At 63.7% G+C, this 14,425-nt stretch carries 16 protein-coding genes; 8 read left to right on the top strand and 8 right to left on the bottom strand.

The window, feature by feature from the left end:
- Nucleotides 1-39: 39 nt before the first annotated feature.
- A complete protein-coding gene (locus tag LDH66_RS00080) occupies nt 40-231 on the top strand; it encodes a 30S ribosomal protein S17e (protein ID WP_222918965.1) in 192 nt (63 codons plus the stop codon).
- Between the two features lie 142 nt (nt 232-373).
- Here LDH66_RS00080 and LDH66_RS00075 read toward each other — a convergent pair whose 3' ends face one another.
- Nucleotides 374-640: a hypothetical protein gene (locus tag LDH66_RS00075; protein ID WP_226479048.1), complete on the bottom strand. Its 267-nt coding sequence runs from the start codon at nt 638-640 to the stop codon at nt 374-376.
- A 216-nt stretch (nt 641-856) separates the two neighbouring features.
- On the opposite strand from LDH66_RS00075, the gene asd reads away from it, so the two are divergent.
- From asd to LDH66_RS00060, 3 genes are all read left to right on the top strand, one after another.
- The gene (gene asd, locus LDH66_RS00070) at nt 857-1,891 is read left to right on the top strand and encodes an aspartate-semialdehyde dehydrogenase (RefSeq protein WP_226479047.1); all 1,035 of its coding nucleotides are present in this window, start codon (nt 857-859) and stop codon (nt 1,889-1,891) included.
- Nucleotides 1,892-2,021: 130 nt separating this feature from the next.
- Nucleotides 2,022-2,672 (top strand): helix-turn-helix domain-containing protein, encoded by a 651-nt coding sequence (locus tag LDH66_RS00065; protein ID WP_226479046.1) that lies wholly within the window; start codon nt 2,022-2,024, stop codon nt 2,670-2,672.
- Between the two features lie 53 nt (nt 2,673-2,725).
- On the top strand, nt 2,726-3,034 hold the full coding sequence (locus LDH66_RS00060; protein WP_226479045.1) for a HalOD1 output domain-containing protein: 309 nt from the start codon (nt 2,726-2,728) through the stop codon (nt 3,032-3,034).
- An 81-nt stretch (nt 3,035-3,115) separates the two neighbouring features.
- Here LDH66_RS00060 and LDH66_RS00055 read toward each other — a convergent pair whose 3' ends face one another.
- Nucleotides 3,116-3,547, bottom strand: a complete 432-nt coding sequence (locus LDH66_RS00055; RefSeq protein ID WP_226479044.1) for a universal stress protein — start codon at nt 3,545-3,547, stop codon at nt 3,116-3,118.
- A 146-nt stretch (nt 3,548-3,693) separates the two neighbouring features.
- Nucleotides 3,694-4,665: a D-2-hydroxyacid dehydrogenase gene (locus tag LDH66_RS00050; protein WP_226479043.1), complete on the bottom strand. Its 972-nt coding sequence runs from the start codon at nt 4,663-4,665 to the stop codon at nt 3,694-3,696.
- Between the two features lie 244 nt (nt 4,666-4,909).
- Here LDH66_RS00050 and LDH66_RS00045 point away from each other — a divergent pair, with 244 nt between their 5' ends.
- Nucleotides 4,910-6,301, top strand: a complete 1,392-nt coding sequence (locus LDH66_RS00045) for an NAD(P)/FAD-dependent oxidoreductase (protein WP_226479042.1) — start codon at nt 4,910-4,912, stop codon at nt 6,299-6,301.
- Nucleotides 6,302-6,462: 161 nt separating this feature from the next.
- Nucleotides 6,463-7,371 (top strand): cytochrome c oxidase subunit 3, encoded by a 909-nt coding sequence (locus LDH66_RS00040; protein ID WP_226479041.1) that lies wholly within the window; start codon nt 6,463-6,465, stop codon nt 7,369-7,371.
- Nucleotides 7,372-7,427: 56 nt separating this feature from the next.
- On the opposite strand, the gene LDH66_RS00035 is transcribed toward LDH66_RS00040, so the two are convergent.
- Both LDH66_RS00035 and LDH66_RS00030 read right to left on the bottom strand, forming a co-directional pair.
- Nucleotides 7,428-7,619: a hypothetical protein gene (locus LDH66_RS00035; protein WP_425492875.1), complete on the bottom strand. Its 192-nt coding sequence runs from the start codon at nt 7,617-7,619 to the stop codon at nt 7,428-7,430.
- 106 nt (nt 7,620-7,725) lie between these two features.
- Nucleotides 7,726-8,127: a hypothetical protein gene (locus LDH66_RS00030; RefSeq protein WP_226479039.1), complete on the bottom strand. Its 402-nt coding sequence runs from the start codon at nt 8,125-8,127 to the stop codon at nt 7,726-7,728.
- 210 nt (nt 8,128-8,337) lie between these two features.
- Between LDH66_RS00030 and LDH66_RS00025 the strand changes: the two genes are divergently transcribed.
- Entirely contained in the window at nt 8,338-9,231 is an 894-nt protein-coding gene (locus tag LDH66_RS00025) for a manganese catalase (protein WP_226479038.1), read from the top strand.
- Nucleotides 9,232-9,379: 148 nt separating this feature from the next.
- On the opposite strand, the gene LDH66_RS00020 is transcribed toward LDH66_RS00025, so the two are convergent.
- Both LDH66_RS00020 and LDH66_RS00015 read right to left on the bottom strand, forming a co-directional pair.
- A complete protein-coding gene (locus LDH66_RS00020) occupies nt 9,380-9,964 on the bottom strand; it encodes a DUF7979 domain-containing protein (RefSeq protein WP_226479037.1) in 585 nt (194 codons plus the stop codon).
- Between the two features lie 2 nt (nt 9,965-9,966).
- Nucleotides 9,967-12,249 (bottom strand): DUF6789 family protein, encoded by a 2,283-nt coding sequence (locus tag LDH66_RS00015; protein ID WP_226479036.1) that lies wholly within the window; start codon nt 12,247-12,249, stop codon nt 9,967-9,969.
- Between the two features lie 220 nt (nt 12,250-12,469).
- Here LDH66_RS00015 and coxB point away from each other — a divergent pair, with 220 nt between their 5' ends.
- The gene (coxB, locus tag LDH66_RS00010) at nt 12,470-13,249 is read left to right on the top strand and encodes a cytochrome c oxidase subunit II (RefSeq protein ID WP_226479035.1); all 780 of its coding nucleotides are present in this window, start codon (nt 12,470-12,472) and stop codon (nt 13,247-13,249) included.
- A 551-nt stretch (nt 13,250-13,800) separates the two neighbouring features.
- Here coxB and LDH66_RS00005 read toward each other — a convergent pair.
- A partial coding sequence (locus LDH66_RS00005; RefSeq protein WP_226479034.1) for a DUF7344 domain-containing protein occupies nt 13,801-14,425 on the bottom strand: 625 nt, incomplete at its 5' end.

Genomic DNA, 14,425 nt, shown 5'->3' with positions numbered 1-14,425 from the left:
GAGAAAGGGATTAAGAGCCTCTAGACGGAACCACTCTACATGGCAATCAAACCGGCCTACGTCAAGAAGACCGGCAAACTCCTCCTGGAGCGGTACCCGGAGGCGTTCACGACCGATTTCGAGCAGAACAAAGAGAGTGTCACGAAGCTCACGAACGTCGAGTCCAAGGGCGTCCGCAACCGTATCGCGGGCTACGTGACGCGAAAGAAGGGCGCAGAAGTTCCCGCGTAAGTCGATATTTTCACCTCGAGCGAGTCATACCCGCCACGAGAGAGCGGCGGCGATCGGTCGAATTTCTCGAGAGCCGCCGGTCGCGAGTGAGAGTTCTGTTTCGCGGGTGAGCGGAGAGAACAGTTCGACTCGATAGTCGGCGCTACTGGTCGAGACCGGGTTCCATGTAGATCGCAGCGACGACCGCGACGAGTGCGATCCCGAGCCCGAACAGGAGCCCGATGACGCCGGTCAGGATGTTCAGATCCAGGCCGATTACCGGGAGTGCCCCGTCGTTGTAGCCCGTCCAGCCGAAGACGACGCCCAACAGCGTCGCGATGGCCGCGACGGCCGCCGCGCCGATACTGAACCGGGTATCGAACAGCCCTCGGTCGCTGGTGTTCGCGGTCGAACTCGTCATCGGGACCACCTCACACCGGCGGCCTCGAGTCGATCCTGTCGATAATGCATCGGTCGATAGCTGGCGCTCCCGTTTCTTAACATCTTCTATCCGGTCACAGCGCGTCGCGACGGACGGCCGTCGGGTCATGCCGCAACACCCGACGCTGGCCGAGCAGCTTCGTCGATTGACAGTCGCTACCGTAAACCCAAACGGTTTTGCGGACACAACTCGGAGTGGCGGAAAATGGCAGTACGAGTAGGCGTACTCGGTGCGACCGGTGCTGTTGGACAGCGACTGATTCAGCTACTCGATCCCCATCCGGATTTCGAGATCGCATCGCTCACCGCGAGCGACGCGAGCGCCGGCAAGACGTATCGACAGGCCGCCAAGTGGCGCGTCGACAGCCCCATCCCGGACGACGTCGCCGACACGACTGTCACGGCGACCGATCCCGACGAGGTTCCGAACGACGTCGATCTGATCTTCTCGTCGCTCCCCTCGAGCGTCGGCGCGGCGGTCGAGCCCGGCTTCTGCGAGGCGGGCTACGTCGTCTCCTCGAACTCCTCGAACGGCCGCATGGACGACGACATCCCCCTCGTGATTCCGGAGGTCAACGCCGAACACCTCGACCTGCTCGAGGTCCAGCGCGACGAGCGCGGCTGGGACGGCGCGATGGTCAAGAACCCCAACTGCTCGACGATTACCTTCGTTCCCACGCTCGCGGCCCTGACCGACTTCGGCTTAGAGAAGGTTCACGTCTCGACCCTGCAGGCCGTCTCCGGCGCGGGCTACGACGGCGTCAGTTCGATGGAGATCATCGACAACGCCATCCCCTACATCGGCGGCGAAGAGGACAAACTCGAGACCGAGTCTCGCAAGCTGCTCGGGCAGTTCGACGGGGCCGAACTCACCCACAACGGCATGGACGTCGCGGCCTCCTGTAACCGCATCCCGACCATCGACGGCCACCTCGAGAACGTCTGGGTCGAGACCGAGGAGGAACTGACCACCGACGCGGCCGCCGAGGCCATGCGCGACTACCCATCGCTGGACCTGCGCTCCTCGCCGGACCCGCTTATCCACGTCTTCGAGGAGCCCGACCGACCGCAGCCGCGGATGGACCGCACGCTCGGCGACGGAATGGCCATCGCCGCCGGCGGCCTTCAGGAGTCCCCGTTCGGGCTGCAGTACAACTGTCTGGCCCACAACACGATCCGCGGCGCCGCCGGCGCGAGCGTGCTCAACGGCGAACTGCTGCTCGAGAACGGCTACATCTGAACGCGCGAGTCGCGTCCCGCGGTCGATCGCGCTATTTTCGGCGTCGAATCGCAGCTCTCACAGCAACCCGCTCTCGGGTATTGCTATACTATAACAACCAGCGTCACGTAGTCGAGAGAGTGAGCCCGCCATGGTCCTGATCGTCGAGTTCGAAATCGCGACGCCGATCCTCCGGCGGACGGTCGAGGCGGTCTCGAGGATCGACGTCGAAGAGATCTATCAGTCCAAAACGGGGGAGACGAAACTCATCTGCTGGGTCTATGGCGACGAACTCGAGAGCGTCGAGACGGCACTGACCGACGACGACACCGTACAGACGTTCTCGTTGCTCGAGGAGCAGGACGATCGTCACCTCTACAGCGTCACGCTATCGGAGCGGGGAGAGGCGCACCTGACCTATCCCACGGCGGCGGAGTACGACATCGGCTACCACGAGATCACCGTCACGAAGGACACGAAGATCCGCGCTCGCGTCCCGACGCGAGCGGCGCTGTTCGCGTATCGCGACGTCTGTCGCGAGAAGGATATCCCGTTTCGGATTCAGCGCATCTTTCGGGAATCGGACCCGTCGGAGACCGAGGATCGATACGGAATCACTGCCAGACAGCGAGAAGCGCTCCAGATCGCCCTCGAGGAGGGCTACTTCGACGTGCCGCGAGGGACGACGCTATCGGCGGTCGCCGCGAAACTCGATATCTCGGACCAGGCCCTGTCCGCGCGGCTTCGGCGGGGGCAGGCCAATCTGCTCCGGAATACGATGGGGGAACGGACCCCCTCTTAATGGGTTGACCATTCAATCGTAGTCACTTCCCGCATTGGACCGGTACACCGAGTATGGAAACTGAGCCTTCGACCGGCGAGTCACGCCTGCAGGACGGAACCGCGACGTATCAGTTCGAACCCGACACGCCCCTCAGCGAAACGGTCATCGCCGCGATTGCGTCGGAATCGGGGATGGACGTGCTCGAAATCGCAGACGAGTTCGGACCGCTCTACGACGCGGTCGATCCGACCGCACTGGATTCACTGTTCCAGTCGACGGGGCAGACGGAGCGGTCCGTCGGGTCCGTCACGTTCGAGTACGCCGACTATCGAGTCACGGTCGATCAGACGGGGCAGGTGCTGCTCGAGGACCGAGAGTAGCCGTTTTTCGAACGAGCGAGCCGAGACCCGCCCGTCGGAAACGAACGGGTGATGACGAGCGAGCGCCGTCTCAGTACGCGATTAATCGTCGGTTCGCGGCAACGCGACCACCGGTACCGAGGCTTCCTTCACTAACCGTCGAGCCACGTCGCCGGTCAGCAGTTCCACGAACCGGTTCCCGTCGCGGGGCTCGAAGACGACGGCGTCGACGTCGCGCTCCACTGCCGCCTCGAAGATCGTCTCGACCACGTCGGTCCCGAAGAGGATCGCCGTCTCGACCGATCTCGCTCGCTCCTCCAGCGGCCCGCGGGCGCGCTCGAAGATTTCCCGCGCGTACTCCTCGCGCTGTTCGACGGAGGCCTTGTCGGGCGCACCCCCCGCTTTCTCGATCACGTTGACGACGATCACGCGACTCGAGGGGGAGAGATACGGTGCGAGCGCCGCCGCGGTCCGCTCTCCGTCGTCGGGATCGGCTGCGGGGACGAGAATCGTCCCGTCGAACGTCAGCGGCACGGGACACCTCCCGCGTCGCCCGCTCGAGCGGTTTCGGCAGTTACTGAGAGATTCATACTCGTGATTCGTCGCAGGGGGTCAAAAAAGTAGGTCGGACGACTCGAGCGGCGATCGTCCGAGTTCGAGCGTGATCGAACGGTCCTCAGTCAGGGGAGTACCTGATTCTCGAGGTCGGCATCGGACCCCGAGTCGTCGAACCGGCGGCGGTTTTCGGCGACGATGTCGGCCAGTCGGTCGTAGTACTTCGGCGTGTGGCCCGCGTTGTGGGGCGTGATCTGGACGTTCTCGAGGGTCCACAGCGGATGCTCTTCGGGCAGCGGTTCGGGGTCGGTGACGTCCAGCGACGCGCCGCGGATCCAGTTCGAGCGCAGCGCCTCGACGAGCGCGTCGGTGTCGACGACCGGGCCGCGGGCGATGTTGACCAGCACTGACTCGGGATCCATCGTGACGAACGCACTCTGGTCGATCAGGTCGCGCGTCGTCTCCGTGAGCGGACAGGCGAGGACGAGATAGTCCGTCCGCGCGAGCGCGTCGTCGAATTCGGCGTCCTCGAAGCCGATCACCTCGTCCGTCGGGCCGCCCTTCTCGGGGGTGTAGCGCACGCCGATCGTGTCGACGCCGAAGGGCTCGAGTCGGTCACAGATCGATCGCCCGATCGCACCGAGACCGACGACGGTGACCGTCGATCCCTGCAGTTCGGTGGCCTGGTAGTGACGCCACTCGCGGCGGCGTTGGCGGCGTTCGCCGACGTGGAACCGCCGGGTGAAGTGGAGAATCGCGCCCAGTACGTGCTCGCCGATGTTCGGTCCGTGGACTCCCGAGGCGTTCGTCACTGCGACGCCCCGCTCCTCGAGTCGCTCGAGGGGCAGGTGGCCGGTCCCCGCGTAGGCACACGCGAAGACCTCGAGCGATTCGGCGGCCTCGAGAAGGTCCTCCTCGAGGGTCATGCCGGTGACGAAGCGGGCGTCTTCGATCGCCTCGCGCTCTTCGGCCGGCGTTCGCGCGAGGTCGACGGTGTGGTCCGGCAGCCGGTCGCGGATCGCGTCGGCGTACTGTTCGATCGGCGTCCCGTGGGTGCCCTTTCGCAGGACGAGGACGTCCGGCGCGTCGTCGCTCATGTCCCAGCCGTCGGCCGGTGCGATCAAAAGGGTTCGTCTCGCGGCACCCTGATTCGCGTTTCGGTTCGCGGTCCCCTGCGGTCACCGCTCACGACACGAGTCCGTCACGTCGTTCGGGCCCCGCAGTTCGCGCGGCACAGCCGCGCCACCACGTGGAGATCGGTCGATCCGCGACGAGACGTGAACGAGAAGCTGAAACTCCACCTCGCAGATTTTATAACGACTCACTGAGTCCAAACGGCGTATGGAACGCGTAGACGTCGCGATCGTCGGCGGAGGGCCCGCTGGTGCGTCCGCGGCCGAACGGGCCGCCGCTCACGGCGCAGAGACGGTCCTCTTCGAGCAGGGGGTGCCTCGAGAGGACCGCGAGGGGCCGGGGCCGGATTCGACCGACGCCGCCGGAATGCTCGACTACTGGATCGACATCATGGGCTTCGACTACCGGGAAATTCCCGACGAGGTCATCCACCGGGAGCTCGAGGCGACCGAGTTCGTCGGGCCGAACAGCAACGTCAAGTTGACCTCGACCGGGATGGAAGCCAGCTACCCCAAGTTCGGTTATACTTTCCACCGCGCGCGCATGGACGACTGGCTCCACGAACGCGCGGTCGACGCGGGCGCTGACTTGCGCGTCGGGACCGGCGTCTCGGACCTCGAGACCGACCTACGGGCCGCGAGTGAGAAGGGCCCGACCCACACGCTGACGCTCTCGAACGGCGAGGAACTCGAGGCCCAGTACGTCGTCCTCGCGGACGGCCCGCAGCGACGGATCACGCTCGAGGCGCTCGATCAGTTCACGGCACCCGGCCGGAGCGTCTCCGATCACCTCTCGCCGCCGGAGGCGAACCACATCGCCTATCAGGAGTATCGAGAGTTCCCGCCCGAACTGTTCGAGGAGTTCGAGGATCGACTCAAGTTCTGGTGGGGGTACATGCCCGGCGAGACCGCCTATCCGTGGGTCTTCCCGAACGACGGCACGGTCGCCCGCGTCGGGCTGACGATGCCCATCGGGATGGACCTCGCGGACGTCGACGATCCCGGCTCCTACAAGCTCCTACGGCCCGACGACGAGCGGATCCCCTCGGGCGCGGAGTACATCAGGCGGCTCTTAGAGCAGGAGTACGGCGACGAGTACGACGTCGAGGAGGACATCCCGCGGGTCGAGGACCGCGGCAAGTCGAAGGGAACCGAAACCTATCCGATCTCCTCTACGCGACCGATCGAGTCGCCCGTCGGCGCGAACATCGCCGTCGCCGGTGGCGCGATGGGCACCACCTCCGCCTTCCACGAGGGCGGCTACCACGTCGCCGTCCGCACCGGCAAGATCGCCGGCCGACTCGCCGCGACGGACTCCATCGCGAACTACAACGACGTCTGGAAACGCGCGATCGGCGACGAGATCCTGCGCAACGTCGCCTTCGCGGACATCGTCGCCGACTACGGGCCCGACGACTGGGACTGGGCGTTCGACACCATCACCGGCATGCAGGGCGACGGCTTGACCGACGGCCTCGTGAGCAAGACGTACTCCGCCGGCCTCGGCGCGGCGAAGATCATGGCGACGTACAAGCGCCAGAAGTTCAAATATCGCGACGGCGGCTACGTGCAGCTCTCGGAGGACGACTACTTCTACTGAGTCGGCCGATGCGCCGGCACCTCGTCGCGTTCCGTCCGCGGTATACTCGAGGGGCCCGAGCGAGGCGACAACTGCGTATCAGTCGGGAACCGCCGGTGTAACGCCGGCCTAACTGCTCGTTCGCGGTGATCCTTTTTCCGGGTCGACGTGGAAGCGCCCCTATGGGCTCTGGTGGACGCACCGATCCGCCCGACGAGGACGCCCCTCGAGCCGACGGCTCCGGCCACCGCGTTCCCGAGGGGCAGGCACCCGAGGAGTACGGCGACCACCGCGGTCGCGGCGATCACGACGAGCACGAGCACCGCAGTCGCTGGCCGCTCGTCGCCGCCGCCGGAGCGGCCGGGCTCTACGGCGGGGTCGCGGTCTTCATCCTCGGTGACGAGACTGATCTCGTCCCGCCGCTGCTCGGCGCCGGTCTCGCCGTCGTCGGCACGATCGTTCTGCTGGCCGGCGTCGCGGGCTGGGTCGATCAGGCGTTTCTGACGCCCGCTCGAGATCGGCAGGGGTCGCACAAGTCCCGCGAGTCGTACGTCTCGACGACGCTGCTCTTTCTCACGACCGACGTCTCGACGTTCGGCGCGCTGTTTATCTACTACTTCTTCGTCAGAATCGGGACGTGGCCGCCCGAGGAGTTACCGCCGCTGCTGGGCTCGCTCGTGATCGTCAACACCGCCATCCTGGTCGCCAGCAGCGTCACCTTCCACTACGCACACGAGGCGCTCGAGCACGACAACCGAAGACGATTCCTCGGACTACTCGGAACGACGCTCGCGCTCGGCCTGGTCTTCCTCGCCGGACAGGTCTACGAGTACTACGAATTCGTCGCTCACGAGGGATTCACCCTCGCGAGCGGTATCTTCGGGACCGCCTTCTTCGGACTGACCGGACTCCACGGACTCCACGTTGCGCTGGGCGTCGGCGGCATCGCCGTGCTCTGCTGGCGAGCGCTCCGCGGTCACTACGGCCCGGACCGCGATACGTCGGTCGCGACCGTCTCGCTGTACTGGCACTTCGTCGACGTCGTCTGGCTCTTCCTCGTCGTCGTCCTCTACGTCGGCGCGTCAGTGTAACGGGTCGCGCAGGCGATCGCGACCGTCGTCGATGAACAGCGCGCAGAGTGAGTCGGTCACGGTATCTCGTCGTGGTCGAGATCGGTCGCGAGGACCTCCAGCGTCGGTGACTCACAGTCGCAGAAATTCGACTGACCGAGGGGCTGGAGGTTGCCGTCGGGCCAGATCTGGACGATACCGATCTCGCCGCAATCGTCGCACTCGGCCGCCGCTCGCTGTTTCTCGTCGTTGTTTCCCACTAGAGTCACCTCTGGGACTGATCCGTACCACAGTCACCGAGGAAAAACCCCGGTGGCCGATCGGCCGACCGCAGTCCGCGGCCAGTGATAGCGTTTCGGCCCCCGCCCGGGTACATTACTCGAGGCCGACGGTGACGAATCGTCGGCCGGCGGTTCCGGGCGATCCCCGGACGGCCCCGAAATCGAACGACTGGCCCGACTCGAGAGTCGCGTCGGACTCGGTAAAGAGGAACGCACGATACGACGGCGCGTGGTCGTAGGCGATCACGTTGGTCTGATAGCTGTCGTCGAATCGCTCCGGCTGCCACTCGAGGCCCGATTCGACGACGGTGAACCGGCTATCCGGGGTGAACTGATAGGGACGTACCACGCCGTGATCGGCCGGTTCGCCGTCGGGTTCAGTCGAAGCCGCTCCCGAATCGGCGCTCGCTCCGGAGGCCCCTAACAGCGTTCCCGTCGATACCGCGCCGTACGTAACGAACGCGCGTCGTGACGTCGACCATGGTTCCTCACTCATGTGCTGATCCCCGACCACCGAGGTCATTATAATAGTTTGCCATGACGACACAGCGACGGGCGTGCAGCCTTTGGAATGCCGATCATACACGTATCAGCGCGTCTTCCGGCAGATACGAACGTTTTATATCCAACTATTACCAGTAAATAGAAGGGTCACTGTCGGTCGTAACAGTGGTTTATCCCACTGGATGTGGGCAGGGAACAGTGGATGTTCTTCCAAGAACCGGAGCTACAGTACGAGGTTACCGTCGAAGAACCGGACCCGCACTTCGCGAAACTCCTGCAGCAAGCGATCGGCGGACAGGAAGGCGAGATGCGCGTCGCTCTGCAGTACATGTTTCAGGCGTGGGCCCTGCCGGAGGGATACGAGGAGTATCGAAACTTACTGATGGAGACCGCGGCCGAGGAACTCGGTCACATCGAGATGCTCGCGTCGGCCGTCACGAAGAACCTCCGAGGATCGTCCCAGCAGATGAGCGAGGACGCCCAGGAGACCGCGGCGACGGCCGCGGCGATGACCGGACAGAACCCGCGGCAGTTCCTCTCGGCGGGGGAATCAGCCATGCCCGTCGACAGTAACGGCGCTCCGTTCACCGGCAATTATATCGTCGCGTCGGGCAACCTCGCGGGCGACCTCTACGCGAACGTGATGGCCGAGTCGACCGGTCGCACCCTCGCGACGCGGCTCTGGGAGTACACCGACGATCCCGGCATGAAGGACATGCTCTCCTATCTCATCGCTCGGGACACGATGCACCAGAACCAGTGGCTGCAGGCCCTCGAGACCCTCGACGACCCGGTTCCGGTACCCGCGAGTTTCCCACAAGAACAGGAGAACCAGGACTTCAACTACACGTTCATCTCGACGAGACGCGAAGAACAGCCGAACCCCGAGTACCCGTGGACTCAGGGAGAGTCACCGGACGGCAAGGGCCAGTTCTCCTACGCGCCTGAACAGCCCGGTGACGGCGAAGTCATCGCGCCCCAGCCCAGCCCGATGACGAACGATACGCCCAACAGGACGAGCGATTCGGCCGACTCGGGCGATACGACCGACTCGAACGCGACCGACGAGTCAAACACCACCGACTCGAACGAGTAAGGCCGACGCGTCGAATCGTCCCGTCGCAGTTCAGCCCCGCGATCGACACCGCTCGAGATCGCTTTTCGATCACAGTCGGGTTTCCCTTTCAGCGGCGGACTCGGGCACCCGTCGTCGGCCGTCCGTGCCGCCGCCATCGAGCGATCGATCAGTCCGTCCGATCGCGCCGCATCCGCTCTTCGAATCCCGCCATCTTCCGGTATATCGGCGGCGTCAGGACGCCGATGACCCCCATGAGGATCGCGATCGCACCGATCGGGAACAGCAACGGCGCGACCTCGAGACAGGAGTTCTGGGACGTTATCTGGACGTAGTAACGGTCGCCCTCGTACTCGACGATCGCCCCCTCGAGCAGCGCCCCTCTGTTCGCCTGCTCGCCGTCGACCTTCGCCTCCTGGAGCGGACTGTCGATCGCCTCCTCGAGGGCCGCTCGTTCGGCCGACGAGAGCTCGGCGGCCGGCAGCGTCTCGACGGTCTCCGGTGGGGTCTCGCCCTCGGTGACCGGGTCGGCCGTAATAGTGGGGTTCCCACAGAGTCCGATTCCGTCCTGAATGACGACGTAGCCGCCGGCGATCGCGAGGGGGAGGCCGGCGGCGATCAGGAGGACGCCCAGAAAGGGCGCGGCGTAGGTCAACATCAGTGACTCGGACGACGTCGTCGGTTCGATCGGTCCCGTCTCGTCGGTCGCGGGCGGCTTGGTCGCGTCGGGGGATGAATCGTCACCGGCTCCCATCGCTACTCGCCCTCCCCGGTCGACGGACGGCGTCGACGGCCACCGAGAGACGCGATCGTTCCCGCGAGCCCCAGACCGTAGATCCAGTGTGCGAGCAGGACGAACAGCAGGTACGCGACCAACTCGAGCCCGGGCTGGCCAGTGTAAAAGGCGAGGGCGAACCCCGAGGCGATGACCGTCGCGTACCACAGCCCCGTTACGAGCGTGAGCTCGCCCGGCAGATACTCCCCCAGCGACAGGAACAGGAGCGGCCAAACCGTCATTCCACCGACGACGAAGAGTCCGTACCCGAGCGCGAGGTTCGCCGGTAACCCGACGAACGTCGCGAGGGTCGCGAACGACTCGAGGTCGAACACGCCGAGTGCCACCGCGAGGAGCAGGACTCCCGTCATCAGCAGCGTCCCGACGAACCCGCCGGCCGCGCCGATACCGGCGTCGTTCACGACGGTTCGGGCGACCGGCTTGATCCGTCCGTAGATCGACAGCGGCCGCTCACCCTGTGCGGGCACGTACGACGGGCGAACTTCCTCGGGTTCGCTCGGCGGCACTCCGCGTTCGCGCTCGAGGCGGTCCTCGAACCACTGCCACTCGGGCGTGAACTGCTCGGTCGCCTTGAGTTCCCAGGGATCGGCGGTCTCGATCGGCGTCCCCTGAAAGTACGACCAGATCATATTATAGAGCCACATGAGGACGCTGAGCCCGATGATGAACGAGCCGACGGTCGCGACGACCTGCAGCCCCGAGTATCCCGGCGGGTAGGTCGCGTATCGACGGGGGAGCTCGAGGAAACCGAGCGCCATCAGGGTCATGAACGTGAGCGCGGCACCGATGACCAGCAGCGACGACTGGAAGATCGCGAGCCGGCGGTCGTACATCCGGCCGGTGAGCATGGGGTACCAGTAGTAGCTGGCGGCGAACATCATGAGCGGGATGATCCCCATGAGGATGAGATGGAAGTGACCGACGACGTAGTAGGTCCCGTGATAGATGACGTCGACGGGGATGACGGCGAGGAAGATGCCAGTGACGCCGCCGACGATGAACAGACCGATCGAGCCGATACAGAGGATCGTCGGCGCTGCGAGCCTAACGTCACCGTTCCACATAGTCGTGATCCAGTTGAACACCTTGATCGCGCTGGGGACGGCGATGGCGATCGACGTCGCCATGAAACTCGCCCGAACGCGCGGATCGATACCTGTCACGAACATGTGGTGGGCCCAGACGCCGAACGAGAGGACGCCGATAGCGATCGTCGAGTAGACGATGAACTTGAACCCGAACAGCTTGCGGCCGACGAATTTCGGTAATATGAGGCTCATCAGCCCGGTCGCCGGCAGGAAGATGATATAGACCTCGGGGTGTCCCCAGAACCAGAGGAGGTGCTGCCAGAGGATGGGACCGCCGCCCTCGACCGCGAAGAACGTCGTCCCGAAGTTCCGATCGAACAGCAACATGAGCAGGGCGGTCCCGAGCAGCGGGAATGCGAAGACGATGATCGCGCTCGTGATGAGCATGTTCCACGAGAAGATGTCGAGGTTCGCCCAGCCGATCGACTCGTCGCGCTCGTAGATGATCGTCGTGATGAAGTTGATCGCACCGATCGTGGTAGCGATGCCACTCAAGTGAAGTCCGAGTAAGAGAAAGTTCGTCTGCGGATTCGGTGCCAGCGACAGGGGCGGGTACATCGTCCACCCGATCGCCGGCTCCTGAAACGCCAAGAGAACCGAGATCCAGTCCGTCGGAACGACGACTGCGAGCACCGCTCCCGTCACTTCGGCGACGATCCCCAACCGGGCGAGCAGGAGCGAGGGCGGCAGCAGCCAGAACCCGATGGCGTTGAGCCGCGGAAACGCCATGTCGTCGGCCCCGATCAGCAACGGCAGGAAGTAGTTCCCGATTCCGAAGAACACCGGCGTGACGAAGAAGATCAGCATCGTCAGCCCGTGCATCGTAAACAGTTCGTTGTACGTCTGCTCGGTCCAGATGTTCGCCTCGGGCGTCAACAGATGGGTCCGGATCATCATCGCGTCGATCCCGCCCCAGATCGCCGCGACGGTCCCGAACGCGATGTATAGCAACCCGATCTCACGGTGGTTCGTCGTCGTCGTCCAGCGGACGGCGGCCGCCTTCGCGTCTCCGAGACCGAACCGTCGCTGACGACCCGTCGCGTAACCCCCGTCCGGCGACGCTTCCGCTCGGAAGCGCCGGGCGAAGCAGACGACCAGCAGACAGCTAACGACGACGACACCGAACAGCGACACCTCCGCGAGCGCACGGTTCATCGTTGCCCGTCACCTCCCGCTGATCGACCGTACCGCTCGTAACCGTGCATAGCGGTGGACTCACCATCGTCCCCAATAAAGATGGATTGGTAGTTTCGTGAATGTCGCCGCTTACGATAGGCCCCTCTCCCTCTATCTGTCGCCTACGATCGGTATCCGATCGTGACAGTTCACCGATCCGTGAAGGCCGTATATCACGCCGGTCGTCGAATCCCCGCCAATGGGTAGTCGTCGACGCACGATCGTCTCCCTCCTCGTCGCGGCGTGCTCGAGTTGTCTCGTCCTGACCGGAACAGTCGCTGCACAGTCCGAAAACCGCGAGCTCATCGACGGTCTCGAGTATCAACTGCTCTACGTCGCCCTCCCGCTGACCCTGTTCGTCCTCGTGATCCTGATCTATGCGGCCGTGAAGTTTCACGACAACGACGACCCCCAACCGACCACGGAGGATCCCGCCCTCGAGATCACCTGGACCGCCGCGACGGCGATCATCCTACTGTTCGTCGGACTCTCCGGCTACAGCGTCCTCGTCAACCCCTACGTATCGCCGTCGCAAGCACTCGAGGACGACGACCGCAGTCAGGAGGGATTCGACTCGTTCGAGGACCTCCCCGAAACCGACGACGAGGAGGTCTACGTCCGCGGCTACCAGTGGGAATGGCAGGCGACCTATCCCGACTCGAACGTCACGACCGAAAACGAGATCGTGATACCGGCCGATCGAAACGTCACGTTCTGGGTCACCAGTGACGACGTCATTCACTCGCTGTTCGTGCCCGACTTAGGCGTCAAACAGGACGCCTTCCCCGGCGACTACACTCGCGCCCGAACCATCGTCTCCGAACCGGGCCGCTACAACGCGGTCTGTGCCGAGTTCTGCGGTGCGGGCCACTCGCGAATGGACGCCGCAGTCGTCGTCGTCGAACCCGAAACCTACGACCAGTGGCTCGAGGATAACGCGGACGACGACAACGTCACCGCGGCACCGGAACCCGGGTGATCACCGGCAGTGTTCGATCGGTACTCGAATCCGGTCGTCGAACTACCGTGCCTCTTCCTGACCGCGGTCGACTGCACGACGGGACGAGCCTGCAAGAGTTAAACGGGTCCCGTTCCTAGGTGGAGTGCGTGCCTTTAGTCCCCGTCCGAGCATACCCATTCGGGTGCGATGACAGTACGGCGAACCCGGGCACGCGACAGTAGCACTCCGGGGAACTCCCACGAGTTCCTCCGCCCGGCACGAGGGTTAGCCAGCCGACGCGGCACGCCGCCACGGGATGAGGCTGGACGTTAGTGTTCCGGGTGACATTTTCACACGATACGCTCGCGAGCGCCACGTCCGTCGATCACCGCGCTCGAGCCGAGGAACACGGATTTTCACATGCATTACAACGATCAGGCGCTCTCTCTCGAGGCGCACCGGTCGTCCCTCTTGGTCGCTTCAGAATCCCATTCTGATACCGCTGCGCGCAGCTGTGATCGGATTTATGTTACCGATTGCGACCTCGAGAATAGCCGTTAGACGCTCCAGAAAACGGCGAAATGAGCCGATCAATCCTCGTTGTTCGTCGATTCTGTTACTGGATCGCTATAGAGGAAAGACTCGGTCCGGTTACTCCCAATTGAATCAACCGACTCAATGTTTCCTGCACGCTTGATAGTTGCACGCATTGTATCGAATTGCTCTCCAGTAACGAGATCACCACTCCGCTGATCGTACGTGATGACTTTGTGATCGGCGAGTCGGGGAAGGTGATTATGCATCAGTGATATCGAGACTGTCTCTTTTTCGCCGTCCGTGACTCGCTTGATCGCTTTGTCCTGTTCTTCGGCAGCGATCTGAAGAGCCAATCTATCGACGTTTGCGTGTTCTCTGTCTAGGAGATAGTACAAGACGTATCGACGACGGGATTCCGAGAGAAGTTCATAAATAGTATCGAGATCGAGATTTTCTACCCCTGTATCCATGTTCTGGCCTTCCAGAGACAACTGGTTAAGAGCCGCTCCAAAAATATTTGGTGGTAAGGTCCCCGACGAAGGGGGATATACGCAGAAAACCCCGCACAGCCGATGCTGTGCGGGGTTGAAACGAGTATGAGTGGTGGCGGCGAAACGAATTTCCCAGAGGGTCGCCCACTCCAGTACTGATCGTAACGCAGGCGAGCTTATCTTCCGT

This window comes from Natrinema amylolyticum (assembly GCF_020515625.1).
Classification (GTDB): domain Archaea; phylum Halobacteriota; class Halobacteria; order Halobacteriales; family Natrialbaceae; genus Natrinema; species Natrinema amylolyticum.
This window is presented reverse-complemented; position numbering and strand designations above follow the sequence as displayed.